Below are 26,485 nucleotides of genomic sequence, written 5' to 3' on the forward strand. Positions count from 1 at the left end.
TTGCTGCGCGGCGTCGAACGCGTGCGCGACCGGGGCGCCCGGTTCGTCGAGGGCAGCCAGCACGCCGCGGACCGCCGCGATGGACAGCTTGCCCACCTCGAGCATCGCGCGGATCAGCCGGAGCCGGCGCTCGTGCTCCTCCTCGTAGAGCGTGCGGTTGCCGCCGACGCGCTCGCCGGCGGGGAGCAGCCCCTCGCGCACGTAGTACTTGATGGTGGCGGCGGGGGTGCCGGAGCGTTCGGCGAGTTCGGAGATGAGCACGCGCTGATAGTAGCACTACCGGTAGCGGCACTACCAGTACCCGTTCCGATGGGCCGTGCCGCGCGAGGTGCTCGGCGTGAAACTCGGGCTTGAGATGGAACATACGTACGCTAACATATCAACGCGAGTGGGCGGCCCTCGTGTATCACGACGGCTGCCTCCGCTGCACACTCACCAGAATCGACGACACAGGGGGAACCTTGAGCAACCCGAACGAGCCTGTCGAGCCGGACACGCCGACCGAGCCGGGCCATCCCGTGCAGCCGATCGGGCCAGCGCACCCGCCCCAGCAGGCCGAGCCGGAGCCTGCCCCGCCTGTCTACGGCGAGCCGGCTCCCCAGCAGCCGTACCCGCCGCAGCCTCAGGGGAATCCGTACGCTGCCTCGGCCGCCGCCAAGCGCGGAATCCGTGCGTGGGTGTGGTGGGTGATCGGCGGGGCGGCCGCCCTCGTGATCCTGGTCGTGGTCGGCGCCGTCGTGCTGTTCAACGTCCTGCTCGGCGGCAGCGGCGCCAGGTCCGTCGCGGAGCAGTATGTGAACGCCATCGCCACGGGGGACGCGTCGGCGGCGAACGCGCTCGCGCGGGTCGACTCGTCCGACGAGAACTACGGGTTGCTGGCCGACGCCGTCCTGGACGAGGCCGAACTCATCTCCTCCCCGAAGCTCACCAGTGTCCAGAAGAGCCCCAGCTCCGACCTCACGCAGGTGGCGGTCGCGTACAAGCTCGCAGGCAAGTCCTACCGCGGCACCTTCGAGCTGGAGAAGGACGAGAAGGGCTGGTACGTCAGCCGTGGTCTGACCTACCAGCTGCCGTACGTGTCCTCGGCCCTGCCGGGCTTCCGCGTCGCCGGCGCGGACGCGCTGATCACGTCGAAGTCCGCTGACGTCACCGCCTACCCGGGCGTGTACGACATCCAGGCGCCGAACAAGTACTACGAGCTCGCAGGTGACCCGAAGCTCACCGTCGCGCCGGACGCCTACGAACTGGAGCAGCTCGACCTGACGCCGTCCGCGGCCTACGTGGCCGAGGTGCAGAAGCAGCTGGACGCCCACTACGCGCAGTGCGCCACGAAGACGGACTACTACGAGGTCGAGGACTGCGGTATCGATCTCAGCCGCCCGAGCGAGTTGGCCACCTCGCAGTCGACGGTCGCCGTGACGGTGGAGGAGTCGCCGAAGGTCACCGTCGGTGAGACGGGCTCGCTGTACAAGTTCGAGATCGGCGGCGGGAAGTTCTCGGCCGTGATGTCGGGCACGACCTATCTCGGAGCCGCCGGCACGGAGAACCTCACCGGTCAGGCGGGGTACCTCAGCGCCGACATCTCCATCACCGCCGACGGGGTCGTGAAGGTCACCTTCTACTGACCCGCCGCGACACGCCGCGTCACCGCGTGCGCGGCGGCGTGTCGCGGCCGCTCGGCGCGCGCCGGGGGAGCAGTCGCGTCAGCGGCCCGCCCAGGGGTCGTAGTCCGCGAGCAGCTGCCCCTGGGCGGGGCGGTCGGGCTCCGGGACGTGCTGGAGGTTGATCCGCACCCGGTACCACTGCGAACTGGAGCCGCGCATCCCGTCGACCAGCTCGTCGGCGGGGTGCAGCAGCGCGGCGGCGGTCGGGTTCGCCGCCTTCCAGCGCTCCAGCGCATCCATCGCCTCCGGCTTGGTCTTGGTGCGGGCGACCTCGATGAGCGGCATCGTGGAGACCCGGCGGCCGGCGCCGTCGCCCGACCGTGGCGGCTTCTCCGCCGGGCCGAGCTCGGCCGCGAGCGCGAGCAGGCCGTCCAGCGAGCCCGCCTCGGCGTCGATGCCCGCGTGCGGGTCGCCGCGATCCGCGAACCGCTGCAGCACGGTCGGCACGGTGAACTCCTCCGGACGGCGGGAGCGCACCTCGTCCCAGTCGAGCGGCGTGGAGACCCTGGCGTCCGGCAGCGGGCGGATCGAGTACGCCGAGGCGACCGTGCGGTCCTTGGCGTTCTGGTTGAAGTCGACGAACACGCTCTCGCCGCGCTCCTCCTTCCACCAGTGCGCGGTCGCGAGGCCCGGCGCGCGGTTCTCGACCTCCCTGGCGAGCGTCTCGGCGGCGAGCCGCACGTCGGCGAACCCCCAGCGCGGTTCGATGCGGACGAGGACGTGCAGGCCGCGCGACCCGCTCGTCTTGGGCCAGCCGGTCAGCCCCACGTCCCGCAGCACCTCGCGCGCGACGAAGGCGACGTCCACGATCTGCGACCAGTCGACGCCGGGCATCGGGTCGAGGTCGACGCGCAGCTCGTCGGGATGGTCGAGGTCCTCCGCGCGCACGGCATGCGGGTTGAGGTCGAGGCAGCCGAGGTTCGACACCCAGGCGAGCCCGGCCGCGTCGCGCAGCACGGCCTCCTCGGCCGAGGTGCCGCTCGCATAGCGCAGCGTGGCGGTGTCGATGTAATCGGGGTGGCCCTCCGGCACGCGCTTCTGGAAGAACGGCTCCTGGCCGAGTCCCTTCACGAAGCGCTTGAGCACCATCGGCCGGCCGCCGGCCCCGCGCAGGGCGCCGTCCGCGACCGCGACGTAGTACCGCGCCAGGTCGAGCTTGGTGAGGCCGGGCTCGGGGAAGACCACCTTGCCGGGATTCGAGATGCGCACCTCGCGGCCGTCCACCTCGAGGAACGTCTCGGACTTCGCAGACGGGCTCATCCCGCCACCGTAGCCCCGTGACGCGCGCCGGGGGAGGGTCCCTCCGGCGTCATCCTCCAGAGCGACGCCGGGTCATCCCCGCGGCGTGCCGAAGCCCCCGGCAGGCGGACGCCCGGCCCCGCCCGCCGCCCCTAGCGTCGGGGACGTGACGATACTGCTCTCGGATCCACGCGTCTCCGCGATCCCCGTCGACGACACCGGGGAACCGCTCGTCGCCTTGCCCGCGCGGCTCGGCCCCGCACGCGCCCTGGTGCGCTCGGGGGTGGCGGAGCGGCTGCTGCGCGCCTCCGCCCTGCTCCCGTCCGGTGTCGCGCTGCGCGTCGTGGAGGGGCACCGTCCCGTCGCCGCGCAGCGCGCCATCGTCGAGCGGTACAGCGCGGAGCTGCGGGGGCGGCATCCGCACATCGGCGACGACGAGCTGCGCACACTGACCAGCCGGTTCGTCTCCCCGGTGGAGGTGGCTCCGCACGTCGCCGGCGCCGCCGTCGACCTCACCCTGGTGGACGCGGACGGCCGGGAGCTGGACCTCGGCACGCCGATCGACGCGACGCCGGAGCAGAGCGACGGCGCGTGCTACTTCGACGCGCCGGGCATCGGCGCCGAGGCGGCGGCGAACCGCGCGCTGCTCGCCGGGGCGCTCGGCGACGCCGGTCTCGTGAACTACCCGACCGAGTGGTGGCACTGGAGCTTCGGCGACCGGTACTGGGCGCTGACGGTGGGTGCGCCCGCCGCGCTGTACGGGCCAATCGAGCCCGACGCTGCGGACGCCGGGGAGACGGCGGCATGACGGTGCGGACGGTGCATCGGCACCGCACCGCGCTGACCGTCGATCCCGCTGCGATCTCGGCGAACGCGACCCTCATCGCCGAGCGGGTCCCGGTCCCGATGCTCGCCGCCGTGAAGAGCGACGGCTACGGCCACGGCGCCGTGACGGTCGCGCGCGCGGCGCTGGCCGCAGGAGCCGCGTCGCTCGGGGTGGTCGGCCTCGACGCGGCGGACGAGCTGCGGACGGCGGGGCTGACCGCGCCCATCCTGAGCTGGATGAACCCGGACGGCCTCGATGGGGAGCGGGCGGCGGAGCTGGGGACGGCGCTCGCGGTCTGCTCGGTGGAGCAGCTGCGGGAGGCGGCGCGCGGGCGCGCGACCGTCGCCGTGCACCTGCAGCTCGACACCGGCCTCGCCCGCGACGGCGCGCCGCGCGAGGAGTGGCACGCGCTCGCCGCCGAGGCGGCGGCCCTGGAGGCGCGCGGCGCCGTGCGCGTCGACGGCGTGATGAGCCACCTGGCGAACGCAGACGTCCCCGGCCACCCGGCGACGCGCGCCGCGGTGCTCCGGTTCCGTCGCGGCGTCGAGATCGTCCGGGCGGCGGGCTGCCGGCCGACGTGGCTGCACCTGGCCGCCACCTCCGCCGCACTGAACGACCCGCCGACGCGCGGCACGCTCGTGCGGATCGGCGCCGGCCTCGTCGGCGTGGAGCTCTCCGGCCGCACCCGCCTGCGCCCCGCGATGCGGCTGCGCACCAGCCTGATCGAGGTGCGCGACGCGGCGGCGGGGACGGCGGTCGGCTACGGCGGCACCTGGGTCGCGGACGCCCCGACCCGGCTCGGGCTGATCCCGCTCGGCTACGCGGACGGCCTGCCGCGCATCCACGCGGGCGACGCGTACGTGAGCGTGAACGGGACGCGGCGCCGCATCGTCGGCGCCGTGTCGATGAACGCGACCGTCGTCGACCTGGGCGACGGCGGCGCCGCCGTCGGCGACGAGGTGGTGGTGCTCGGCGACGACCTGCTCGGGGAGCCCACCGCGACGGACTGGGCGCGCTGGGCGGGGACGGTGCCGCAGGACGTCCTCACCGCGGTCGGCACCGCCGGCCGGGCGCTGCGCACGGTGGAGGGCGGAGCGTGAGCGCCGCGCGCACGGTCGTCGTGCTCGGCGGCGGGACCAGCAGCGAGCACGAGGTGTCGCTCGCCTCGGCGCGCGACATCGCGGGCGCCGTCGACGCGGAGCGCTGGCGCGTCCTGCTGTTCGTGCAGGAGCGGGACGGGTCGTGGACGGCCCCTGACGGGTCCCGAGCCGGCTTCGGCGGGCTCGCGTCCGCGCTCGCCGCGGCCGATGTCGTGGTGCCGGCCTTCCACGGCGCGCTCGGCGAGGACGGTGCGGCGGCCGGGCTGCTCGAGCTCGCCGGCGTGCCGTACGTCGGCTCCGGCGTCGGCGCGGGAGCGCTCGGGATGGACAAGCGCGTGACGAAGCTGGTCGCGGCGGACGCCGGCGTCGCCGTCGCCCCCGGGATCGTGGTGACCTCGCCCACCGATCCGCGGCTCGGCACGGTCCCGCTGCCCGCCGTCGTGAAGCCGAACAGCGGAGGCTCCAGTCACGGGCTCGCGGTCGCGACGGACCGGGACCGCCTCCGGTCCGCGGTCGCCGCCGCGCTCGACGGCGACGACCGCGTGCTCGTCGAGGCGATGGTCCGCGGGCGCGAGATCGACGTCGGCGTGCTGGAGCTGCCGGACGGGACGCTGCGCTGCTCGGCGCCGCTGGAGATCGTCAAGGCGGACGACGAGGTGTTCGACACCGACGCCAAGTACGGCAGGGAGCCGTCCTTCGCGCTCCCCGCCGACCTCCCCGCCGCCCTGACGAGCACGCTGCAGGAGCACGCGCGCACGATGTTCCGCGCACTCGGCTGCTCCGGTCTCGCGCGCGTCGACTTCTTCGTCACCGACGCCGGCACCGTCCTCAATGAAGTGAACACGTTCCCCGGCTTCACCAGCCGCTCCCAGTTCCCGCGGATGTTCGCCGCCGAGGGGATGCCGTACCCGGCGCTGGTGCAGACGCTCCTGGAGACGGCGCTCGCCTGAGCCTCACAGAAGGGAGCCGAGGACGCCGAGTGCCGCGGCCCGGTCGGCGGTCCCGCCCGCCTCGTGGCCGGCGTCCGGCCACTCCCGGAAGACCACCGGCGCCGCGTAGGCGGCCGCTGCCGCCCGCGCGGTCTCCGGCGGGCAGATGTCGTCGGCGCCTCCCGCGGAGATCCAGCCGGGTGCGCTCGCGTGCCGCACGGAGGTGACACCGTCCACGTACGCCAGGGTCCGTGCGACGGCGGCCGCCCGATCCGGGTGCTCGGCCAGGTAGGCGCGCAGCTCCGTCCACGGCCCCTGCGCGGCGTGCTGCAGAGCGATCGGAGCCGCGGTGAGGAACGGGGCCTGCGCGAGCACGCCGGCGAGGTCGGGGACGAGCGCGCCGACGCCGAGCGCGATCCCGCCGCCCTGGCTGTTGCCGATCGCCGCGACGCGGGACGGGTCCACCTCGTCCAGACTTCTGACCGCCTCCACTGCACGGGCCGCGTCCACCAGGACGCCCCGGTAGTACGCGGTCTGCGGGTCGTCGACGCCCTCCAGCAGGTGGCCGGTGGAACCGCCGCCCTGGCCGTGGGTGTTCACCAGGAGGTGCGCGTGGCCCGCGGCGGACCAGGTGAGGTCGTCGATCGGCGAGAGCCGCCCCGCACCGTAGCCGTTGGCGTGGACGACCGCGCCAAGCGGCCGGTCGCGGCGCCGCGGCAGCCGCAGCCAGCCGGTGACCCTGCGGCCGTCGTAGCCGGAGAACGAGACGTCGAATACCTCGATCTCGGTCAGACCGGTGTCCACCGGCGCGACGGAGACGGCCAGCGGCCGGCGCCGCGCCCGATCGAGCGCGTCCTCCCAGTACGCGCGGTAGTCGTCCGGCGTCGGCAGCGGATCGGTGCCGAGCAGGGCGGGGAACCGCGGACGGGCGACGCCGCCCGATCGGGCGAGGCTGGTCATGCTCTCTCCTTACTTCTTCTTCACGGTGTAGCGGAAGAGGTCGGTGCGCAGCACGTCGCCCGACACCTTCGTGACGGTGATGCGGTGGTCGCCGTCGCGCAGCCCGTCCACGCTGAACAGCGTCCGGCCGGTGCGCCGGGCGTCCGAGTGCGTGTCGACCGTCCTGACGAGCTTCCCGTCCACGTACACGGCGGCCGTGCCCTGGTCGGGGGCGGTCGCGCCGATCCAGGCGACCCCGGTGCCGCGGAAGGACAGGCTCACCGTCGCCCCGTCGGCCGTCGTCGCGTGGACGTCGTCGTGGGCGTCGCCGCGGAACCGGAAGCCGAGCGAGGCCGTGCCGTCCGGGAGACCGGCGAGGTACGCCGAGCGGATGGTCGCCGTGGTCCCGGAGACGGTGTAGTCGGTGCCCTCCGTCAGGTCGGCTCCGTCGCGGCTGATCCCGGCGAGCTCGCCGCCGTCGCGCCGCAGGGTCACCGAGACGTCGGCGGGCTTCGCCTTGTCGAACACGGCCGTGTCCGGGTCCAGCAGCGACGAGAGCGTCACATCCAGCTTGTCCAGCAGCATGAACCCGCCGGACTTCTTGACGACGCGCAGGGTGTGCGAGCCGTCGGGCAGACCGGTCGCGCTCCAGGCGACCTGCTGCGACTGGCGCGGCTGGCCGGCGTCGCGGCCGGTGCTCACGGTCTTCTGGAAGACGCCGTCGAGGTACACGTCGACGTCGCCCTGCGACGTGTCGAGCTCGGTGACGTAGTCGATCCCGGTGCCGGTGAAGGTGTACTGGAACGACGCGCCGTCCGCCTCGGCGTAGTGCACGTCGTCCTTGTAGTCGCCCAGGCCGCGCGAGCCGCTCTGACCCCAGCTGCCGCTGTAGGCGATGCCGGGATCGTCGTCGTTGACGGCGACGATCCGGCCGGAGGCCGGCGGTGCGGGGACGGCGCCGGCGGACGAGTCGCCCACCGCCACCTGCAGCGGCTGGGTGGTCGCCGCGACCTCGCGGCCGTCGTTGCGGGTCCACGCGCCCTCGTACTGGACGCGCTGCGCGTCGTCGTTGAGCGAGACCGTCGTCCCCTTCTGCGGGGTCACCTTCAGCAGGCGGACGCCGTGGATCGGGATGGTGCTGCCGGTGAACGACGACGCGAAGGTGCCGAGGTCCGTGCCCGCCCACAGGTCGCGCACGCTCGCGGCGCCCTTCAGGCCGATGTCCGACCACTTCGCCGTGACGTCCGCGTCGGTGCGGCCGAGGTTGAAGAGCGCGACCGTGAAGCTGCCGTCCGCGTTCGGCGCGTACCAGACCTGCTTGTCCGTCGCGGTGGAGACCGGCTGCGCCGGCGTGCCCGCCTGGTTCACGGCGACCACCTCGCGATTGGTGAGCAGGTCGATCCCGTACGCGTCCAGCTTCGTCAGGTCGTTGCCGACGTACATCGGGGCGGCGGAGATGGCCCAGAGCGTCGTCGCAGTCCTGCGCTCGTCGCGGGTCAGGCCGTCCATCGTGCCGTTCCCCACGTCGAGCGAGTCGAAGTCGTTCCAGCCGCCGGGGCCGGCGTGCCGCCACCAGTCGGCGGCGCGCGGGAACAGCCGCGCGATGTTGTCCCACTGGGTCAGCGCGACGCCGGCGCAGTAGCACTCGACGTCCCACTCCACGCGCCAGCCGTTCGCGTACTGCTTCCAGGTGTCCGCGTAGTCGATGTCGAGCGCCCACGACAGCTCGAACCAGATGCCCTTGCTCTTCAGAGCCTTCGACCAGGCGGCGACGTCGTCGCGCGCGTCGAGCGACAGGTCGCTGACCCCGGAGCCCGGCGTGACGCTGTCGAACTTCAGGAAGTTCACGCCCCACGCTGCCAGCTGGTCGACGACGGAGTCGACGTACTTCTGCGCGCACGGGTTGCCGAAGTCGATGCGGTAGCCGATCTTCCAGTAGTCGGCCTGCTGCAGGGGCTGCTTGACGATGTCGTGGGTGGTGCAGCCGGGAGCGTTCGCGATCGGGTAGGCCTTCTCGTACACGGCGGGGGAGATGCCGGGGATGAGGTAGAGGCCGAACTTCTGGCCGTTCGCGTGCACGTGGTCGATGACCTTCTGCAGGCCCTGCGGGTACAGCTCGGCGCTTGGCGCAGGCCGGCCGTTGCCGTCGACGTGGTCGGTCCAGCCGGAGTCGACGTTGATGTAGTCGTAGCCGGCCTTCTGGAGCTTCGCGTGCATCGCATCGGACTGGGCGAGAAGCTGGTCGGCGGTGATCCACTTCGGGTTCCCCGAGTAGACCTGCATGCTGTAGCTGCTCCAGCCCATGTACGGCTTCGCCGCCCACGCGTCCGGTGCGGCCGCGGTGGTCGCCGCAGCCGCGGGCGTCGGGGGCGTCGCGGAGGCGGCGGGGGAGGCGGTCGCGGTGGGCGTCGGCGTCGCGCCGGCGGGGACCGCGGCGGCGGCCGCCATCCCCACGGCTGCGATCGTGGCGAGCAGGGCGGCGAGTCCCCGTCGCGCGCGTGTCTGGCGTGTCATGCGTCTTCCTCTCTGAAGCGCTCGGGCGCGTCGGTGCGCGGGAGCGGTTATTGCGGTGGGCCGTCCAGGGCGCGGAGATGTCCGCGGGGCGCCGGCCGCGTCACGGCAGCCGGACCAGGTCGAAGAGCATGGCCTGCTGGGGGTTGAGCGTCGGCATCGGGACGCCCGCTCCGGCGAGCACGGAGCCCGGCAGCTCGATCCCGTCCGGGCGCAGCGCGCCGGTGACCCAGGACGGGTCGGCGCTCTGGTGCCGGGAGGCCTCGCCGACGTCCTCGCGGATGCGCACCGCGTAGCGCGCGGCGGTGTCGAGGCCGGGGAAGCGCACGCGGCCGGACTGTCCGGCGGCGGAGGTCGCCAGCCGCGCCCAGGTGAACAGCGCCCGCCCGCCGTCGGTCGCGACGATCCCGGTCAGCACCGTCGCGTCGTCCGCGAGGTCGGCGTTGACGACCGTCCCGGTGTGGATGAGCCCGCGCAGCTCGCGATACGCCGCTCCCCAGCGCGCGATGCGCTCGAGCTCGTCCTCGTCGGCCTCCTGCAGGTCCCACTCGATGCCGGCGTGCGCGGTGAGCGCGACGATGAGGCGGTAGGAGAGGTCGGTGCGGCGCGACGTGGTGTGCGACCGCTCAGCGCCCAGGTGCGACCCGATGAGCTCCGGGGGCACCAGCATGCGCGTCCAGCGCTCGATCTGCAGGCGCTCGACCGGGTCGTTGCAGTCGGAGGCCCAGACCCGGTCCGTCCTGTCGAGGATCCCGAGGTCCACTCGGCCGCCACCGCCGGAGCACGTCTCGATCTCCAGCCCGGGGTGCCGCCGCCGCAGGGTGTCGAGCATCCGGTACAGCGCGAGCGTCTGCTCGTGCACCGCCGGCCGGTCGATGCCGGCGGCGCCGCTCACCGGTTCCGACAGGTCGCGGTTGTGGTCCCACTTGATGTAGTCGACGGCGTACTCGTCGACGATGGCGCTGATCCTCGCGAGCACGTGCTCGTAGGCGTCCGGCCGGGTGAGGTCGAGGACGTACTGGTCGCGCGCCGTCGCGCCGAGGGCGTCGCGCGGCCCGAGCACCCAGTCCGGGTGCGCGCGGGCCAGGTCGGAGTCGAGGTTGACCATCTCCGGCTCGAACCAGATGCCGAACTGCATCCCGTGCCCGCGCACCAGCTGCACGAGCGGGCCGAGGCCGTCCGGCCAGACGGAGCGGTCGACGAACCAGTCGCCGAGGCCGGCGTTCGCCTCCCTGCGCCCGTGGAACCAGCCGTCGTCGAGCACGACGCGCTCGACGCCGACCCGGGCGGCCCGCTCGACCAGGGCGGTGAGCCGGTCGAGGTCGTGGTCGAAGTAGACCGCCTCCCAGGAGTTGAGCGTGAGCGGGCGCGGGGTCGACGGATGCGCCGGCCGCGCGCGGAGCCGGCGGTGCAGCCGGGCGGCGAGTCCGTCCAGGCCCTCGGCCGACCAGACGAACAGCGCGGTGGGGGCGACGTAGCGCTCGCCGTCGGCGAGGACGATCTCGCCGGGACGCAGGCCCTCTCCCGCGCCGATCGTGGCGGAGAACGGACCGGCGCCCTCGGTCAGCCGCTCGACGACGTATTCGGCGTCGCCGCTCCAGGCCAGATGCGTCGCCCACGCCTCGCCGCGCCGGAAGCCGAGGTCGGCGGTTCCCGCGACCACCAGGAACGGCGCGTCGTGGCCCGGCTTGCCGCGGCGCGCGCGGCGCACGTGGCTGCCGAAGAAGACCGGCCCGCGCTGCGGCGCGCGCTCCCGGCACCACTTTCCCGTGAAGTCGAGGATGTCGGTCGCCCGCTCCGGCACCGGCAGCAGCACCCGCAGGGCGTCCAGCGTGTACGGGATCGGAGCGCCGTCTGCCGCCAGGGAGGCGTCGCGCTGCAGGGCGATGTCCACCGAGAGCACGCCGAACCGGTCCATCGCGAGCACCATCGTGGAGCGGATCGCGGTGATCTCGTCGGCGAGGTCGATCTCGATGGTGCCGCCGTTCTCGCCGTCCCGGCCCGCCGGGCGGTGGCGAACCGCGGTGGTCTCCGGGCGCGGCGTCGTCGCGGTGCCCGCCGCGTGCCCCTCCTGCGCCGGCGTCCCCGCCCAGCCCTCGAACTCGGTCGGCCACAGGCTGAAGGTGCGCGGCACGTCCGGGGAGTTGTTGAGCACGGCCGGGCCGGCCGTGGCACGCAGCGCGTCGGCGGCTGCCGCGTCGAGCGGCCCGAGATCGGCGCCCCAGTGCAGAACGCGCGGCACCCGTCCCGCCGTGTCGATGACGAGGGATGCGCCCGCCGCGCGCAGGGCGAGAACGGCGCCGTAGCCGTCGAGCATGGAGGGACTCCTACCGAAGGGGGGTTACTTGACAGTGTCAATTAACCATGCCTACTGTGAGTTCTGCAACCCCGGATCCCCCGCCCGACGATGTGTCGGGTCCGAGAAGGAAGACCAATGACGATCTCCAACGTCCCCACCGCGATCGAGCCGCCGGCGCCGTCCGGACGCGCGCAGCGGCGTCGCTCCCGGCGCCAGGTCAACGCCTTCGCACCGTCCCACCGCGGCGACGCGAGACTGGCCTGGATCCTCGTCGCGCCGGCGATGATCGGCTTCCTGGTGTTCGCGCTCTACCCGACGCTGCGCGGCGTCTACCTGAGCTTCACCGACTACCGGCTGCTGAGCTCGCCCACCTGGATCGGCGTCCAGAACTTCGTCGAGCTGTTCCAGGACGACACCTTCTGGCAGTCCCTCGGCATCACGGTCTACTTCGTGCTCATCGCCGTCGCGCTCACCCTCGTCGTCTCCCTCATGACGGCCGCCGTGCTGCACCGGGTGACGAAATCCACGGTCCTGCGCGGGCTGATCATCCTGCCGTTCCTCATCTCCGGCGTCGTCGCCGCGACCGTCTGGTCCTGGATGCTGGACGCGCAACTCGGCATCGTCAATCAGCTGGTGCACGCGCTCGGCGGCGACGGCATCCGGTTCCTCACCTCGCGCGAGTGGGCGATCCCGTCGCTCGCGCTCATCCACGTGTGGAAGAACATGGGCTACACCTCGATCATCATCTTCGCCGGGCTGCAGACCATCCCGCCGTCCATCTACGAGGCGGGCAGGATCGACGGGGCGAGCGAGCCGAAGATGTTCTTCCGGCTGACCCTCCCGCTGCTGCGCCCGATCCTCGCGCTCGTCGTCGTGCTCAACGTGATCGGCGCGTTCCAGGTCTTCGACATCGTCTCCGTCGCCACCAAGGGCGGCCCGGCGCACGCGTCGAACGTGCTGCAGATGTACATCTACCAGAAGGCCTTCGGCCAGTTCGACTTCGGCTACGCGTCGGCGATGTCGCTCGCGCTCTTCGCCATCCTGATCGTGATCACCTTCGTGCAGATGAGACTGCTGCGCGCGAGCGAATCGGACAACGCATGACCACCGCAACGACGCCGCACCCCGCGCCCGCCGCCCCCGCCGGGCCCGTCGCTGACCGCCCCCGCCCCGCTCCGGCCCGCCGGAGCCGCCGCCGCCCGACGGTCGGCCGCACCATCGCCTGGGTCTACCTCGCGATCATCGTGCTGATCACGATCTTCCCGTTCTACTGGATGCTCCGCTCGGCGCTCTCGAACAACTACGCGATGATCGCGAACCCGTCCTCCCCGCTGCCGGTCGGCTTCACGTTCGGCCCGTTCCTGCGGGTGCTGGGGCTGGAGGACGCGCAGGAGGCGATCGCCCAGGGTGGCTCCGGGGCGACGGTGCAGATCCTGCACTACCTGGTCAACTCGGTCGTCTACGCGACGCTCTCCACCGTGCTGATCGTGTTCTTCTCGCTGATCGCCGCGTACGCCTTCGCCCGGCTGCAGTGGCGCGGCCGCGAGCTGGTGTTCTCGCTCTTCCTCGCCGCGCTCATGGTGCCCGGCATCCTCACGCTGCTGCCGAACTTCGTGCTGATCAAGGAGCTCGGCCTGCTCAACACGTTCGCCGGGATGATCCTGCCCGGCGCACTGTTCTCGGCGTTCAACATCTTCTTCCTGCGCCAGTTCATGCTCGGCCTCTCGACCGAGATCGAGGAGGCTGCGCTCCTCGACGGCGCAGGCAAGCTCCGCATCCTGTTCCGGCTCACCATCCCGATGACGAGCGGGCCCATCATCACGCTGTCCATCCTCGGCTTCATCGGGGTCTGGAACGACTACTTCTGGCCGCTGCTGGTGACGACGGACTCCAGCGTCCAGCCGCTCACGCTCGGGCTCGCCGTCTTCAAGCAATCCTCCCCGCAGACGATGCCGGACTGGGCGGGCCTGATGGCAGCGACCCTCGTCGCCGCGCTGCCGATGCTCATCCTGTTCATGGTCTTCGGCAAGCGCATCGTGAACTCGATCGGCTTCTCGGGGCTGAAATGAGCGCGCGGACGCTGCAGCTCGCCTGGCGGACGCCGGCCGAGCACTGGGAGGAGGCCGTGCCGATCGGCGACGACCGGCTCGGCGCGATGGTCTTCGGCGGCGCCGGCGGACGCTACCGGGTGAACGACGCGACGGTGTGGTCGGGGACCCCGGACATCCCCGCAGAAGAGCTGGCCCGCGTCGTCGCCGGCGGCGCCGGCCCCGAGCGGCTGCGCGAGGCGCGCGAGGCGCTCGCGTCCGGCGACCTGGATGCGGCGGAGCGCCTGCTGCTGACGTTCGAGGGACGCTACAGCCAGGAGTTCCTGCCGTTCGTGGACCTCGCCGTCGAGCTGCCGGGCGCGAGGACCGCCGACGGCGAGCCCGCCCGCGTGCTCGACCTGGACCGCGCCGTCGTCGAGGAGCGGCTGGAGGCCGGCGGCGCGCACGTCGTGCGCTCGTCCGCCGTCGTCGACGGCGTCCTGCTGGTCTCGATCGTGTCCGATCGCCCGCTGCCGGAGCTGCGGCTGCTGCTGACGACGCCGCTGCGCGAGACGGGCAGGCGCTCCGACGGCGACGGCATCGTGCTCGATGTGTCCGTCCCGGTCGACGGGGCGCCGCTCCACGAACCATCGGTGGTCCCCGCGCTGCGCTACGCGGAGCAGGGCGACGACCGGTACGACGGCTTCGCCGCCGCGGCCATCGCGGTGCGGAGCGACGGCGCGGCGGAGACCGAGGGCGACGCCCTGATCGTCCGCGGCGCCGGCCGGCTGCTGATCGCCCTCTCGTCGTCGACACGCGCTGAGTCGTGGTGGGCCGGCGCCGGCGACGAGTGGCGGACCGCCTCCCACGAGGCGATCCGGAACCGTGCCAGGGACCGCGCGTCCGGCGCCATCGGCGACGGAGCGTTCCCGGAGACGGGCGACGCCGCGCGCCGCCCGGCGGCGCGGTTCGCGATCGGCGGCCGGCGCGAAGGCCGCTGGGACGTCGAGGCGGACGTGCTCGACGGCGACGACGACGCGCTGCGCGCGACGATCGCGGCCGAGTACGGGCGCTACTTGCTCGCCTCCAGCTCGCGCCACGGGGCGCCCGCCGCGAACCTGCAGGGGATCTGGAACGGCGAGACGCGGCCGGCCTGGTCGTCCAACTACACGATCAACATCAACACGCAGATGAACTACTGGGCGGCGGGACCGCTCGGGATGGTGGACGCCGCGGAACCGCAGATCGCCCTGGTCGAGCGCATCGCGCGCACGGGCGCCGACGTCGCACGCGAGCTGTACGGCACGCGCGGCTGGGTGGCCCACCACAACAGCGACCTGTGGGGCTGGAGCCTGCCGGTCGGCATGGGCCGCGGTGCGCCGAGCTGGGCGATCTGGATGATGGGAGGCGTGTGGCTGTGCCACTCGCTCTGGGATCAGTACGCGTTCACCGGTGACACCGTCCTGCTCCGCGACCGGATCTGGCCGCTGCTGCGCGGTGCCGCCGAGTTCTGCCTGGACTGGCTGCAGGTCGACGCCGAGGGCGTCGCGTACCTGGCGCCGTCGACCTCGCCGGAGAACATGTACCGCGACGCGGACGGCGTCCCCCGCGCCCTCGGCCTCACCGCGACGTCCGACCGCGAGCTGATCAGGGCGCTCCTGGCCAGGACGCTGCAGGCGATGGACGCGCTGGGCATCGAGGACGCCGGCGGCCCGTTCCGCGCGGAGCTCGCCGGGGCGCTCGCCCGCATCCCCGCGCCGGGGATCGGGAGGGACGGCCGTACCCTGGAGTGGTCGGCCGAGGTGGAGGAGCACGAGCCGGCGCACCGGCACCTGTCTCCGCTCGTCGGGCTCTACCCGCTGGACCTGACGACGCCGGAGGGCACCCCCGACCAGGCGGAGGCCGCACGACGGTTCCTCGACGCACGCGGCCCCGGCGCGATGGGCTGGTCGTGGGCGTGGAAGATCGCACTGCGCGCCCGCCTCGGCGACGGCGACCAGGCGCACGACCTGCTGCGCCAGGCGCTCACGCCCTACCGCGGCGACGCACTGCGGCACGGCCCGGTCGACGGCTCGGAGTGGGGCGGCCTGCTGCCGAACCTGTTCAGCACGCACCCGCCGTTCCAGATCGACGGGAACCTCGGCTTCCCCGCCGCGATCGCGGAGCTGCTGCTGCAGAGCCACGCCGGGATTCTCCACCTGCTGCCCGCGCTTCCGGGCGCCTGGCCCGACGGCCGCGTCGACGGGCTCGGCGCCCGCGGCGGCCTGTTCGTGGACCTGCGCTGGTCGGGCGGCCTGCTCGAGCAGGCGGTCCTGCACAACCCGCACGCCGCCGAGCGGACCGTCCGCGTCCGCACCGGCGACACCGATTTCGACGTGCTCCTGCCCGCGACCGGGTCGGCCGTCGTCACGAACCCACCACAACACCCCCTCCCGACACCGATGACGGTGTCCGGGCAATCACAGTGAGGAACTCATGAAGAAGCTCCGCATCATCGCAGGCATCGCCGCCGCGGGACTGGCGGCCCTCGGCCTCGCGGCCTGCTCGTCGGACAACGCGTCCGGCGAGAAGGTCACCGTCAACTGGTGGACGTGGGACGACCACCAGGCGGCCAACTACAAACTGTGCATCCCCGGGTTCGAGAAGGAGAACCCGGACATCACGGTCAAGATCTCGCAGTACAACGTGACCGACTACTTCACGAAGCTCACCGCCGGGTTCGTCTCCGGCAGCGCGCCCGACGCGTTCCAGAACAGCGTCCCGCTGCTCGGCCAGTACGCGGGCCAGAAGCAGATCATGCCGCTCGACGACCTGATCAAGAAGACCGACTTCGACCTGAAGAAGTTCAACATCGGCGTCGACTCGTGGAAGTACACGGACGGCAAGCAGTACGGCATCCCGCTGGACTGGGCGGGCGCCGCCATCTACTTCAACGAGGACATGGTCAAGGCGGCCGGCTACACCGACGCCGACATCAAGGACATGACCTGGAACCCGGACGACGGAGGGACGTTCGACAAGATCGTCGCGCACCTGACCGTCGACAAGAACGGCAAGCGCGGCGACGAGCCCGGCTTCGACAAGAACAACGTGAAGACCTACGGCATCGGGACGCTCGCGGCGGGCGACTTCAACGGCCAGACGTCGTGGAACCCGTTCGTGACGACGCTCGGCTGGAAGCTCGGCGGCGACGTGAAGGCCTGGCCGAAGCAGCTGCCGTTCGACGACCCGCGGCTCGCGAAGACGCTCGACTACATCCGGGGTCTCGGCGACCGCGGCCTGATGCCGAAGTTCGGCCAGTTCACCGTCTCCTCCTCCGAGCAGATGGGCGCGGGCCAGGTGGCGATGGCGCAGGACGGCACCTGGAACGCGACGACGATCACCAAGGTGCCCGGCCTGAAGGTCGGCATCGCGCCGACGGTGAAGGGCCCGGACGGGCGCGGGATGATCAGCAACTCCAACGCGAACAACATCTTCGTCGGAACCAAGCACGTCGACCAGACCTGGAAGTGGGTCTCCTACATGGGGTCGGTCGAGTGCCAGACGCTCGCAGGCAAGACCGCGACGTTCCTGCCGTCCATCGCGTCGGCGCTGCAGTCGACCGTCGAGGCGCAGAAGGCGGAGGGCGTCGACATCTCCAGCTTCGTCGACGCGCTCAAGAACGGCGAGCTGTACCCGGCGCCGCCGACCGCGAACGGCCAGGAGCTCACGGACACACTGCAGCCGATGTTTGAGGCATTCTTCAATGGGGACACCACGTCGTCCTTCCTGAAGACCGCGCAGGCGAAGTCCAAGGAGATCCTCGCCAAGCAGTAGCAGAACGACCGGCGGCGGACGAGGTCACAGGCCTCGCACGCCGCCGGATTCCGACACGAGAGGGAACGAGATGAACGACGAGACGCGGGCGCGCACCGCGCTGCTCGGATCGTCGTCCGACGCGGCAACCAGGGTCTTCACGACCATCCTCACGCGCAGCCCGATCAGCAGGATCGACGTCGCCCGGCTGACCGGCCTGTCCCAGGCCGCCGTCACCAAGGCGGTGGCGCCGCTGGTCGCGGCCGGGCTGGTGGACGACTCGCGCGACCCGACGCTGACCGGCCTGCCGGGGCGGCCGGTGAGCCCGGTCGCGCTGGTGCCCGACGCCGTCGTCGCGCTCGGCGTGAAGGTGAACGCGGACGAGCTGATCGGCGTCGCGACGGATCTCACCACCCGCATCATCCGCTCCGACCGGCTCCCGCTGACCTCGCACGATCCGGTCGCCGTCACCGACGCGATCGTCGAGCTCTGCTCGCGGCTGCGCGCGGAGCTGGGCGGGCTGCGCTCGCGGCTGGCCTGCATCGGCGTCGCGGTCTCCGGCGACGTGGACACGGAGACCGGCGTCGTCCGCGACTCCGCCCAGATGGGCTGGCGCGGCGTCGAGCTCGGCGCGGCGCTGAGCGAACGGCTGGAGGCGGAGGTCGTCGTCGAGAACGACGTCCGCGCGCTGACCATCGGCGAGCACTGGTTCGGCGTCGGCCTCGGCACCAGCTCGTTCGCGATCGTGACGATCGGCCGCGGAATCGGCAGCGGCCTCCACCTGAACGGGGAGGTGGTGGAGGGCGCGTACGGCGTCGCCGGCGAGATCGGGCACCTGCCGCTGACCTCGCCCGACCGTGTCTGCGCGTGCGGGAGGCGCGGATGCGTGGAGGCGGTCGCCGCGACGAACGCGATCGTCGCATCGGTGTCGGCCGGGCACGGGCGTCCCGTCGCGATCGACGAGGCGGTCGAGCTGGCCAGGGCGGGCGACGAGCAGGCGGTGCTCGCCTTCGCCGAGGCCGGGAAGGTCATCGGCGCCGCCATCGCCAGCCTCGTCAACATGGTCGGCCCCGAGCTCGTCATCATCGGCGGCGAGGGGGTCGCGAACTTCGACCTGCTCGAGGAGGCGCTGCGCGCGTCCTACGCGGAGCACGTGTTCGCCTCCGCGGACCGCGCCCGCATCGTGGTGCGCCCGCACACGTTCGAGGACTGGGCCAGGGGAGCGGCGGCGGCGGCCATCCGGTCGCTCGTGGTCTAGCCCACCGGGCGCCGGCGCGTAGCATCGACCGCATGCCCGTCGCTCAGGCCTACCGCCCAGGAACCGTCCGCGAGGCCACCGGCGGCATCGTCGCGCTGACCGTCGCGACCTTCCTCGCCGTCACGACCGAGATGCTGCCCGTCGGCCTGCTCCCGGCGATCGGGCGCGAGATCGGCGTCTCGGACTCCGTCACCGGACTGTTGGTGACGGTGTACGCGTTCATGGTCGCGGTGCTCGCGGTCCCGCTGACCGTCTGGACGTCCCGGCTCCCGCGCAAGGGACTGCTGGAGTCGACGCTCGTGGCGTACACGCTGAGCAACGTGGTCGTCGCCGTCGCGCCGAACTTCGCGGTGCTCGCGGCCGGCCGGGCGTTCGGCGGCATCGCGCACGCGCTGTTCTTCTCGGTGAGCATCGGCTACGCCTCCCGTCTGGTCCGGCCGGAGCACACCGGCAGGGCGCTCGCGCTGGTCACCGCCGGCGCGGCGGCGGGGTTCGTGCTCGGCGTCCCGCTCTCCACGTCCCTCGGCACCGCGCTCGGCTGGCGCGCCGCGTTCGGCGTGCTGGCGGCGGTCTGCGCGGTCACGCTCGGCGTCGTCGCCCTGCTGCTGCCGGCCGTGCCGGGCGGCGGCAGCGCGCACCTCGGCGAGGGGGCGGGCGCCCGCCGGGTGCGCCTCGGTGTCGTGTCCACCGCCAACACCGTCGTCTACCTCGGCCACTTCACCGTCTACACGTTCGTCTCGGTGCTGCTGCTGGCCGGGGGCCTCCCCGAGGCCGGGGTCGGCCCCGTGCTGCTCGGCATGGGAGCGGTGGGGATGCTCGGCACCTGGTTCGCGGCGGTCACGCTCGACCGGCGCCCGCGCGCGGCGGTGCTGACGCTGCTGGTCGCGGTGACCGCGGGCCTGATCGCGGTGGGCCTCGCGTTCCCCGCGCTGCCCGGGATGCTGCTGGCGGCCGTGCTCTGGGGCGCCGGCTTCGGCGGCATGGCGTCCGTGTTCCAGACCGCGGCCATTCGCGCGCGCGGCGCGTCGCCGGAGGCGACGGGCGCCCTGATCAACGCGACCGCGAACATCGGGATCGGCGCGGGCGCGGCCATCGGCGCCGGCGTCTTGGGCGGGCCGGGCCTCGGCGTCCTGCCGTTCGTCGGCGCCGCCCTCGTGCTGGCCGGCCTCGTCATCGTCCTCGCGGCCCGCCGCTCGTTCCCGTCGCGCCCCCAGGCCGTCCCCGCCCGGTACGTCCGTCCCTGGTCGAGCAGGGAGGGAACGTACCGAACGGGGTCGGTCAGCGCGCGGGGAGGCGGTACGCGCGCTCGGCGGAGGCGGTGAGGATGTCGTGCTGCTCGGCCGGGGACAGCCCCGCGATCAGCTCGCGCGCCACCGCGTGCGTGTGCGCGTAGTCGCCCGCGAGCGTCGAGACCGGCCAGTCGCCGCCGTAGAGCAGCCGCGCCGGGCCGAACGCGTCCAGGGCCCGGTCGACGTACGGGCGCAACCGCGCGGCGTCCGCGCCGCCACCGAGCGTCGTCAGCCCGGACAGCTTGACCCACACGTTGTCCCGCTCGGCCAGCGCGCGCATCCAGCCGGCCCACGGCTCCTCGCCGTCCGCGCCGACCGGCGGCGTTCCCAGGTGGTCGATCACGAGCCGCAGGTCCGGCAGCGCGTCGGCCAGGGCGACCGCGTGCTCGAGGTGCCGGGGGAGCACGCCGATCACGTCGTACGCGAGCCCGCGCTCCGCGAGCAGCGCGAGCGAGGTGCGCACGGCCGGGCGGCCCAGCCAGTCGGGATCCGGCTCGTCGTGGATGAGGTGCCGGACGCCCACGAACGCGGGATGCGCGCTCCAGTCCTCCAGCTGCCGGGCGGCCGCGTCCGGATCCAGCAGGTCGACCCAGGCGACGACGCCCGCGACCAGCGGGGAGTCGACGGCGAACATGGCGGAGGAGTCCGCCGCCGAGTTCGCGGCCTGCACCAGCACGACCCGGTCGACGCCCGCCCGCTCCAGCTGCGGCCGCGCCTCGGCGAAGCCGAACGTGCGGTTGATCGGGGCGAGGTCGTTGGTCAGCCACGGGTAGGCGACAGCGTCCAGGTCCCAGAGGTGCAGGTGCGCGTCGACCGTCATCTCAGCCCCGCAGCCCGAACCGGACCAGCGTCGGCCCGGCGAGCTCCGGCCGCGGCAGGGTCAGCACGATCGCATCCCCGTCGCGGGTCGCGGCGACCGGGTTGCCGTCGGCAAGCCGGGCGCTCGCCGCATCCACCGCGGCCGAGGCCGGGAGGCGCACCTCGCCGGCCGCGTCCACGAACGCGTTCGCGGTCTCGCCGGTGCGCGTCCAGCGCAGCCACGGCGTCTCCGACGGCCCGGCGATCGCGGTGTCGAGCGGCGTCGAGCCGAACACGGCGTCCCCGTTGACCGCGTTCCAGGCGGCCAGGTGCTCCAGCGTCCTGCGCTGCAGCTCCGGGACCGTCCCGCTCGCGGTGAGCCCGATGTTGAGCAGCAGGTTGCCGCCGCGCGAGACGATGTCGACGAACGTCGTCACCGCGGCGGGGCCGCTCAGCAGGTGCGACTCGTCCTCGAGGCTGTTGTAGCCGAACGAGTAGCCGATCCCGCGGCAGTTCTCCCACGCCCCCGAGCGCTCGACCTCGGTGTCCTGCTGGTACTCGCTCGTCCGGTAGTCCCAGTGCGTTGCGCCCCAGCGGTCGTTCGTCACGCCCTCCGGGTTGGCGGCGTAGAAGCGCTCGAACAGCGACTCGGCGCTGAACGGCCCGGAGGGCTTGCCCGCGTCCGGCCAGTCGATGTCGTTCCAGAGGACGTCGGGCGCGTACCGGTCGATGAGGTCGGCGACCTGCGCGTGCGCGTACTCGGCGTAGCCGGCATCCACGGGCCGGACGAAGGCGTCGCCCTCCGCGGTGATCGGCGGCAGCTGCGAGACGTGCCAGTCCAGGCCGCCGGAGTAGTAGACGCCGAACCGCAGGCCCGCTTCCCTCGTCGCGCGCTCGAACGCGGCGACGAGGTCGCGGCGCGGGCCGCGCGCGACCGTGTTGCGGTCGCCGGTGCCGGGGGCGTCCCACAGGGTCACGCCGTCGTGGTGCTTGGTGGTCGGCACGAAGTAGCCGGCCCCGGTGCTCTTCACGAGCGCGAGGAGCTCGGCCGGGTCGAACGCTGACGCGTCCCACGCGTCGAGGAAGTCGTCGTAGGGGGCGTCGCCGTACGCCTCCCTGTGGTGCTCGGCGGCGGGGCTGCCGGCGATCCGGATGGTGTTGAAGTACCACTCGGCGTACGGGTTGTGGGTGAACCAGTAGCCGTCGTCGATGGTGCCGAGCTCGCCGATCGGCTCCGCCCACGCCGGCACGGAGTACGGTCCCCAGTGCACGAAGACGCCGAGCTTCGCGTCGGTGTACCAGCGCGGCACCTCGCGTTCGAATCGCCGGTAGTTGTCGGGGCGGACGAGGTCGGTGATCGTGGCCACGCTGCGATTCTCCTTCTTCGGCGAACGGATTGTGAGGGCTCTTCCCGTCCGCATATCCTATAGGCAATAGGCATTCCCCGACAGCGGCAGCCGCCTCAGAAAGCAGGACCCGATGACGACCGTCCCGTCGCTCCGCCCGAGCGCCGACTCCATCATCGTCGCCGCCGAGGCCTGGCTGAGCGACCTGGAGGTGGAGACCGTCCGCACGGACGCTGTGCAGTCCTTCCTCAAGCAGGAGACGATCTTCGTGCGCCTGCGCACCGCGGGCGGCGCCGAGGGCGTCGGCTACAGCTACACCATCGGGACGGGAGGCGCCGCGGTGCTGAGCCTGCTGCGCAGCTGCCTGCTGGACGCCGTGATCGGCCTCGACGCCGACCGGCCGGAGGCGGTGTGGCGCGCCCTGTTCTCTGCGACCAGGGCGACGACGGTCGGGGTGATCACCGCGCTCGCGCTCGCCGCCGTCGATACCGCCGTCTGGGACGCGCGCTGCCGCTCGACCGGGCTCCCGCTCTGGGTCGCCGCCGGAGGGCACGCCCCGAGCATCCCGCTCTACGACACCGAGGGCGGCTGGCTGCACCTGGAGACGGACGAGCTGGTGGAGCAGGCGCTCGCCTCGCAGCGCCGCGGACTCGGCGGCGTGAAGATCAAGGTCGGCAAGCCGCGCGGACACGAGGACGCGGAGCGTCTCTCCGCGGTCAGGGCGGCCGTCGGGGACACGATGGACATCATGGTGGACGCCAACCAGTCGCTGACCGCCGCCGAGGCGATCCGCCGCGCCGCGCTGCTGGAGCCGCTCGACATCTTCTGGTTCGAGGAGCCGCTGCCCGCAGAGGACGTGGCGGGTCACGGCAGGCTCGCGCGGTCGACCAGCATCCCGGTCGCCGTCGGCGAGTCGATCTACTCGGTGGGGCACTTCCGCGAGTACCTGCAGGCCGGTGGCGCGTCCGTCGTCCAGGTGGACGTCGCCAGGATCGGCGGCATCACGCCGTGGCTCAAGGTGGCGCACCTCGCCGAGGCGTTCAACGTCCCCGTCGCCCCGCACTTCCTGATGGAGCTGCACGTCTCGCTGTGCTGCGCGGTGCCGAACGCGCTCTACCTGGAGCACATCCCGCAGCTGCGCGCGATCACCGCGACGGAGCTCGCCGTGCGCGACGGCCGTGCGCTCGCACCGCAGGCGCCCGGGCTCGGGATCGACTGGGATCTCGACGCGATCGACGACAGGAGGGTCGCCTGATGACGGCGCCGGACCTCCCCGCCATCGGCTACGGCGTCGCCGCGCTCGGCAACCTCTACGGCGCGCGCCCGGACGACGTCTGGCCCGCCATCGTCCCCGCCGCCTGGGACGCGGGCATCCGCTACTTCGACACCGCGCCGCACTACGGGCTCGGGCTCGCCGAGGAGCGGCTGGGCGAGGGGCTGCGCGGCCTGCCGCGGGACGCCTTCGTGCTCTCGACGAAGGTCGGCCGCATCATCGAGCCGAACCCGGACGCCCGGCCGGGCGAGACCGACATCGCCAACCTGTTCGACGTCCCGGCGACCCGCAGGCGGCGCTTCGACTTCTCGCGGGACGGCGTGCTGCGATCGGTGGAGGACTCGCTTCAGCGGCTCGGCCTCGACCGCATCGACATCCTGTTCGTCCACGACCCGGACGAGCATGAGAGGGAGGCCGTCGAAGGCGCCTTCCCCGCGCTCGAGGAGCTGCGGTCGCAGGGCGTCATCCGCTCGTACGGCGCCGGGATGAACCAGTCGGCGATGCTGACCAGGTTCGTCCGCGAGACCGACCTGGACGTCGTGATGTGCGCGGGCCGCTACACGCTGCTCGACGGCGGCGCGGCCGCCGACCTGCTTCCGGCGGCCCAGGAGCGCGGCGTCGCCGTGGTGGTCGCCGCCGTGTTCAACTCCGGCATTCTCGCGACCGACCGCCCGCGCGCCGGCGCCACCTTCGACTACGGCGCCGCGCCCGCCGCGCTGATCGAGCGCACTGCGCGCATCGCCGACATCGCCGACGGCTACGGCGTGACCGTGCCGCAGCTGGCGGTGCAGTTCCCGCTGCGGCATCCCGCCGTCTCGACCGTCGTACTCGGCGCGGAGACGCCGGAGCAGATCACCAGGAACGCCGGCCTCGCCCACGCCGCCGTGCCGCAGGAGCTGTGGGCCGAGCTGGAGGATGCCGGACTGCTGCCGTGAGCATCCTGCATCCTGTTTCCTCTAGGCCGACCGCTCCGCCGCCTAGGATGTGCACATGAGCATCGAACGCGCCGCAGGCGACCACCTGCTGCCCGCCCGCCGCGCCCTCGCGGACGACGTCTACGACGCGGTGCTCGGGCTGCTCATGGACCAGGTGATCGAGCCGGGCAGCCGCGCCAGCATCGACGGCATCGCGCGTGAGCTCGGCGTCTCGCCGACGCCGGTCCGCGAGGCGCTCGCGCGCCTGGAATCCGAGGGCCTCGTGGTCAAGAAGGCGCTGAAGGGCTACACCGCGGCGCCGCTGCTGGACGCGGAGGGCCTGCGCGAGCTCTTCGAGATGCGCCGCCTGCTCGAACCGCACGCCGCCCACAGCGCCGCCGCCCGGATGGACGGGGAGACGCTCGACGAGCTGCAGCGGCTCTGCGAGCAGATGCACGTCAGCGGCGCCGCCGCGCAGGCCGGCGCGGACCGGTTCACCGACTACAAGGACTTCGCGAAGCAGGACGCGGACTTCCACCGCATCATCGCCGAGCACGCCGGCAATGCGCTGCTCGCGGACGCGGTCTTCCGGCTGCGCTCGCACCTCCACCAGTACCGCGTCTACTTCGAGCACGGCGTCGCCGAGGAGACGTCGGAGGAGCACGACGCCGTCCTCGCCGCGCTGCGGGCCGGCGACGCGGACGGCGCGCAGCGGGCCATGCTCGACCACATCGAGCGCTCGTACCAGCGCATCGCGCAGAGCCTCGAGGGCGGCGCGTAGGGGCGGAGCAGGGCGGAGCCGAGTCGGGCGCGGCTTCGGTGTCTTCGCGCTCGCATCGCTGAGACTATATCCAATAGGATATGGGCATCGCTGATTGAGAGGAGAGCGCCGTGAGCACCGTCACCGGCTTCGAGACCCTGGATGTGCGCTTCGAGACGTCCGCGCTCCTGGACGGCTCCGACGCCATGAACCCCGACCCCGACTACTCGGCCGCCTACCTGCGGGTGACGACGGACGCCGCGGACGGCATCGAGGGGCACTCCTTCGTCTTCACCATCGGCCGCGGCAACGACGTCCAGGTCGCCGCGATCGATGCGGTCGCGCACCGCGTCATCGGGCGCGACGTCGAGCAGATCCTCGACGACCTCGGCAGCTTCTGGCGCGAGTTCGTCCACGACTCGCAGCTGCGCTGGCTCGGGCCGGAGAAGGGCGTCATGCACATGGCGATCGGCGCCGTCGTGAACGCGTTCTGGGACATCAAGGCCAAGCGCGCCGGCCTGCCGCTGTGGCAGCTGCTCGCAAGGATGACGCCGGAGGAGCTGGTCGGCCTTGTCGACTTCCGCTACCTGACCGACGCGCTCACCCCGGAGGAGGCGCTCGCCCTGCTGCGGGCGGCAGAGCCGGGGCGGACGGACCGCGAGCGCGAACTGCTCGCGAACGGCTACCCGGGCTACACGACGACCCCCGGCTGGCTCGGCTACTCCGACGACAAGCTGCGCCGGCTGGCCGTGGAGGCGGTCGACGACGGCTTCCGGCAAATCAAGCTGAAGGTGGGCGACCGGCTGGAGGACGACCTCCGCCGCCTCGCGATCGCCCGCGAGGCGGTCGGCCCGGACATCCGCATCGCCGTCGACGCCAACCAGCGCTGGGACCGCGACCAGGCGATCGAGTGGATCCGCGCGCTGGAGCCCTTCGACCTCGCGTGGGTGGAGGAGCCGACCAGCCCGGACGACGTCCTCGCGCACGCCGCCATCGCGCGGGCGATCGCGCCCATCCCGGTCGCGACCGGCGAGCACGGGATGAGCCGGGTGCTGTTCAAGCAGCTGCTGCAGGCGGACGCGGCGTCGGTGGTCCAGATCGACTCGACGCGCGTCGCCGGTGTGAACGAGAACATCGCCATCCTGCTGCTCGCCGCGAAGTTCGGGGTGCCGGTCTGCCCGCATGCCGGCGGCGTCGGCCTGTGCGAGGCGGTGCAGCACTTCTCGATGTTCGACTTCGTCGCCGTCTCCGGCAGCCAGGACGGCCGCATGATCGAGTACACCAAGCACCTCCACGAGCACTTCGTCACCCCCGTCGAGGTCGCGGGCGGCCGCTACCGCGCGCCCCTCACCTCCGGCACCGGCATGGAGATGCTCCCCGCCTCCCTAGCCGCCCACGAGTACCGAGCACCCCAGCCCGCGTAACCGCCGCGAGAGGCGAGTGGGGGGGGGGGGGGGGGGCGCCGGCCCCCCCCAACCACCCCCCCCGCACCCCCGCGCGCCCCGCCGCGGCGGCGGG

The 26,485-nt window shown here is 72.8% G+C and carries 21 protein-coding genes; 14 read left to right on the top strand and 7 right to left on the bottom strand.

The genetic code is table 11. The features are described from left to right. Positions 1-261, bottom strand: a 261-nt coding sequence (locus ACTHMF_RS05125) for a MerR family transcriptional regulator (protein WP_440316564.1), incomplete at its 3' end; no start/stop codon positions are given. 200 nt (positions 262-461) lie between these two features. Here ACTHMF_RS05125 and ACTHMF_RS05130 point away from each other — a divergent pair. Further along, positions 462-1,625: a hypothetical protein gene (locus ACTHMF_RS05130; RefSeq protein ID WP_440316565.1), complete on the top strand. Its 1,164-nt coding sequence runs from the start codon at positions 462-464 to the stop codon at positions 1,623-1,625. Positions 1,626-1,703: 78 nt separating this feature from the next. Here the strand turns inward: ACTHMF_RS05130 and ACTHMF_RS05135 are convergent, their stop codons facing one another. Further along, positions 1,704-2,924 carry a DNA polymerase domain-containing protein gene (locus tag ACTHMF_RS05135; protein ID WP_440316566.1) on the bottom strand — a complete coding sequence of 407 codons (1,221 nt, stop codon included), beginning with the start codon at positions 2,922-2,924 and terminating at the stop codon, positions 1,704-1,706. Positions 2,925-3,069: 145 nt separating this feature from the next. Between ACTHMF_RS05135 and ACTHMF_RS05140 the strand changes: the two genes are divergently transcribed. The 3 genes from ACTHMF_RS05140 to ACTHMF_RS05150 are packed head-to-tail and all read left to right on the top strand — an operon-like array spanning position 3,070 to position 5,779. Next, positions 3,070-3,711 carry a M15 family metallopeptidase gene (locus tag ACTHMF_RS05140; RefSeq protein WP_440316567.1) on the top strand — a complete coding sequence of 214 codons (642 nt, stop codon included), beginning with the start codon at positions 3,070-3,072 and terminating at the stop codon, positions 3,709-3,711. Beyond that, complete coding sequence (gene alr / locus ACTHMF_RS05145; protein ID WP_440316568.1) at positions 3,708-4,829, top strand: alanine racemase; 1,122 nt, start codon at positions 3,708-3,710, stop codon at positions 4,827-4,829. The genes ACTHMF_RS05140 and alr overlap by 4 nt, the downstream gene beginning before the upstream one ends. After that, positions 4,826-5,779, top strand: coding sequence for a D-alanine--D-alanine ligase family protein (locus ACTHMF_RS05150; RefSeq protein ID WP_440316569.1), 954 nt, complete (start codon positions 4,826-4,828; stop codon positions 5,777-5,779). The genes alr and ACTHMF_RS05150 overlap by 4 nt, the downstream gene beginning before the upstream one ends. A gap of 3 nt (positions 5,780-5,782) precedes the next feature. On the opposite strand, the gene ACTHMF_RS05155 is transcribed toward ACTHMF_RS05150, so the two are convergent. The 3 genes from ACTHMF_RS05155 to ACTHMF_RS05165 all read right to left on the bottom strand — a co-directional run bounded on the left by ACTHMF_RS05155 (position 5,783) and on the right by ACTHMF_RS05165 (position 11,525). Next, a complete protein-coding gene (locus tag ACTHMF_RS05155; protein WP_440316570.1) occupies positions 5,783-6,718 on the bottom strand; it encodes an acetylxylan esterase in 936 nt (311 codons plus the stop codon). A gap of 9 nt (positions 6,719-6,727) precedes the next feature. Continuing rightward, positions 6,728-9,211: a X2-like carbohydrate binding domain-containing protein gene (locus tag ACTHMF_RS05160; protein WP_440316571.1), complete on the bottom strand. Its 2,484-nt coding sequence runs from the start codon at positions 9,209-9,211 to the stop codon at positions 6,728-6,730. 100 nt (positions 9,212-9,311) lie between these two features. Continuing rightward, positions 9,312-11,525 carry an alpha-galactosidase gene (locus tag ACTHMF_RS05165; RefSeq protein WP_440316572.1) on the bottom strand — a complete coding sequence of 738 codons (2,214 nt, stop codon included), beginning with the start codon at positions 11,523-11,525 and terminating at the stop codon, positions 9,312-9,314. Between the two features lie 117 nt (positions 11,526-11,642). Between ACTHMF_RS05165 and ACTHMF_RS05170 the strand changes: the two genes are divergently transcribed. The 6 genes from ACTHMF_RS05170 (at position 11,643) to ACTHMF_RS05195 (ending at position 19,909) form a co-directional block, all read left to right on the top strand. Next, positions 11,643-12,611 carry a carbohydrate ABC transporter permease gene (locus ACTHMF_RS05170; RefSeq protein ID WP_314148526.1) on the top strand — a complete coding sequence of 323 codons (969 nt, stop codon included), beginning with the start codon at positions 11,643-11,645 and terminating at the stop codon, positions 12,609-12,611. Continuing rightward, positions 12,608-13,576 (top strand): carbohydrate ABC transporter permease, encoded by a 969-nt coding sequence (locus tag ACTHMF_RS05175; RefSeq protein WP_314148527.1) that lies wholly within the window; start codon positions 12,608-12,610, stop codon positions 13,574-13,576. Before ACTHMF_RS05170 ends, ACTHMF_RS05175 begins: the two co-directional genes overlap by 4 nt. Continuing rightward, the gene (locus ACTHMF_RS05180; protein ID WP_440316573.1) at positions 13,573-16,002 is read left to right on the top strand and encodes a glycosyl hydrolase family 95 catalytic domain-containing protein; all 2,430 of its coding nucleotides are present in this window, start codon (positions 13,573-13,575) and stop codon (positions 16,000-16,002) included. Before ACTHMF_RS05175 ends, ACTHMF_RS05180 begins: the two co-directional genes overlap by 4 nt. Positions 16,003-16,009: 7 nt before the next feature. Next, positions 16,010-17,350 (top strand): ABC transporter substrate-binding protein, encoded by a 1,341-nt coding sequence (locus ACTHMF_RS05185; RefSeq protein ID WP_314148529.1) that lies wholly within the window; start codon positions 16,010-16,012, stop codon positions 17,348-17,350. A 70-nt stretch (positions 17,351-17,420) separates the two neighbouring features. Further along, entirely contained in the window at positions 17,421-18,587 is a 1,167-nt protein-coding gene (locus ACTHMF_RS05190; RefSeq protein ID WP_440316574.1) for an ROK family protein, read from the top strand. Between the two features lie 32 nt (positions 18,588-18,619). After that, complete coding sequence (locus tag ACTHMF_RS05195; protein WP_440316575.1) at positions 18,620-19,909, top strand: MFS transporter; 1,290 nt, start codon at positions 18,620-18,622, stop codon at positions 19,907-19,909. On the opposite strand, the gene ACTHMF_RS05200 is transcribed toward ACTHMF_RS05195, so the two are convergent. Beyond that, positions 19,866-20,696 (bottom strand): amidohydrolase family protein, encoded by an 831-nt coding sequence (locus ACTHMF_RS05200; protein WP_440316577.1) that lies wholly within the window; start codon positions 20,694-20,696, stop codon positions 19,866-19,868. The genes ACTHMF_RS05195 and ACTHMF_RS05200 overlap by 44 nt on opposite strands. Position 20,697: 1 nt before the next feature. Then, the gene (locus ACTHMF_RS05205; RefSeq protein WP_440316578.1) at positions 20,698-22,041 is read right to left on the bottom strand and encodes an alpha-L-fucosidase; all 1,344 of its coding nucleotides are present in this window, start codon (positions 22,039-22,041) and stop codon (positions 20,698-20,700) included. Between the two features lie 112 nt (positions 22,042-22,153). Here ACTHMF_RS05205 and ACTHMF_RS05210 point away from each other — a divergent pair, with 112 nt between their 5' ends. The 4 genes from ACTHMF_RS05210 (at position 22,154) to ACTHMF_RS05225 (ending at position 26,391) form a co-directional block, all read left to right on the top strand. Further along, positions 22,154-23,275 (top strand): mandelate racemase/muconate lactonizing enzyme family protein, encoded by a 1,122-nt coding sequence (locus ACTHMF_RS05210; protein WP_314148534.1) that lies wholly within the window; start codon positions 22,154-22,156, stop codon positions 23,273-23,275. Next, positions 23,275-24,228 (top strand): aldo/keto reductase, encoded by a 954-nt coding sequence (locus ACTHMF_RS05215; protein ID WP_440316579.1) that lies wholly within the window; start codon positions 23,275-23,277, stop codon positions 24,226-24,228. Before ACTHMF_RS05210 ends, ACTHMF_RS05215 begins: the two co-directional genes overlap by 1 nt. 55 nt (positions 24,229-24,283) lie before the next feature. Beyond that, complete coding sequence (locus tag ACTHMF_RS05220) at positions 24,284-24,988, top strand: GntR family transcriptional regulator (protein WP_440316580.1); 705 nt, start codon at positions 24,284-24,286, stop codon at positions 24,986-24,988. Positions 24,989-25,098: 110 nt separating this feature from the next. Beyond that, positions 25,099-26,391, top strand: coding sequence for an enolase C-terminal domain-like protein (locus tag ACTHMF_RS05225; protein WP_440316581.1), 1,293 nt, complete (start codon positions 25,099-25,101; stop codon positions 26,389-26,391). Positions 26,392-26,485: the final 94 nt, after the last annotated feature.

The sequence above is a fragment of the Leifsonia sp. genome (assembly GCF_051955155.1).
In the GTDB taxonomy this organism is placed as follows: Bacteria; Actinomycetota; Actinomycetes; order Actinomycetales; family Microbacteriaceae; genus Leifsonia.

Excerpts from the sequence above, each read along its gene's own strand:
- ACTHMF_RS05160 (WP_440316571.1), bottom strand. The coding sequence starts at position 9,211 with ATGACACGCCAGACACGCGCGCGACGGGGACTCGCCGCCCTGCTCGCC.
- ACTHMF_RS05220 (WP_440316580.1), top strand. The coding sequence starts at position 24,284 with ATGAGCATCGAACGCGCCGCAGGCGACCACCTGCTGCCCGCCCGCCGC.
- ACTHMF_RS05195 (WP_440316575.1), top strand. The coding sequence starts at position 18,620 with ATGCCCGTCGCTCAGGCCTACCGCCCAGGAACCGTCCGCGAGGCCACC.
- ACTHMF_RS05175 (WP_314148527.1), top strand. The coding sequence starts at position 12,608 with ATGACCACCGCAACGACGCCGCACCCCGCGCCCGCCGCCCCCGCCGGG.
- ACTHMF_RS05200 (WP_440316577.1), bottom strand. The coding sequence starts at position 20,696 with ATGACGGTCGACGCGCACCTGCACCTCTGGGACCTGGACGCTGTCGCC.
- ACTHMF_RS05190 (WP_440316574.1), top strand. The coding sequence starts at position 17,421 with ATGAACGACGAGACGCGGGCGCGCACCGCGCTGCTCGGATCGTCGTCC.
- ACTHMF_RS05210 (WP_314148534.1), top strand. The coding sequence starts at position 22,154 with ATGACGACCGTCCCGTCGCTCCGCCCGAGCGCCGACTCCATCATCGTC.
- ACTHMF_RS05135 (WP_440316566.1), bottom strand. The coding sequence starts at position 2,924 with ATGAGCCCGTCTGCGAAGTCCGAGACGTTCCTCGAGGTGGACGGCCGC.
- ACTHMF_RS05170 (WP_314148526.1), top strand. The coding sequence starts at position 11,643 with ATGACGATCTCCAACGTCCCCACCGCGATCGAGCCGCCGGCGCCGTCC.
- ACTHMF_RS05185 (WP_314148529.1), top strand. The coding sequence starts at position 16,010 with ATGAAGAAGCTCCGCATCATCGCAGGCATCGCCGCCGCGGGACTGGCG.
- ACTHMF_RS05165 (WP_440316572.1), bottom strand. The coding sequence starts at position 11,525 with ATGCTCGACGGCTACGGCGCCGTTCTCGCCCTGCGCGCGGCGGGCGCA.
- ACTHMF_RS05180 (WP_440316573.1), top strand. The coding sequence starts at position 13,573 with ATGAGCGCGCGGACGCTGCAGCTCGCCTGGCGGACGCCGGCCGAGCAC.
- ACTHMF_RS05155 (WP_440316570.1), bottom strand. The coding sequence starts at position 6,718 with ATGACCAGCCTCGCCCGATCGGGCGGCGTCGCCCGTCCGCGGTTCCCC.
- ACTHMF_RS05215 (WP_440316579.1), top strand. The coding sequence starts at position 23,275 with ATGACGGCGCCGGACCTCCCCGCCATCGGCTACGGCGTCGCCGCGCTC.
- alr (WP_440316568.1), top strand. The coding sequence starts at position 3,708 with ATGACGGTGCGGACGGTGCATCGGCACCGCACCGCGCTGACCGTCGAT.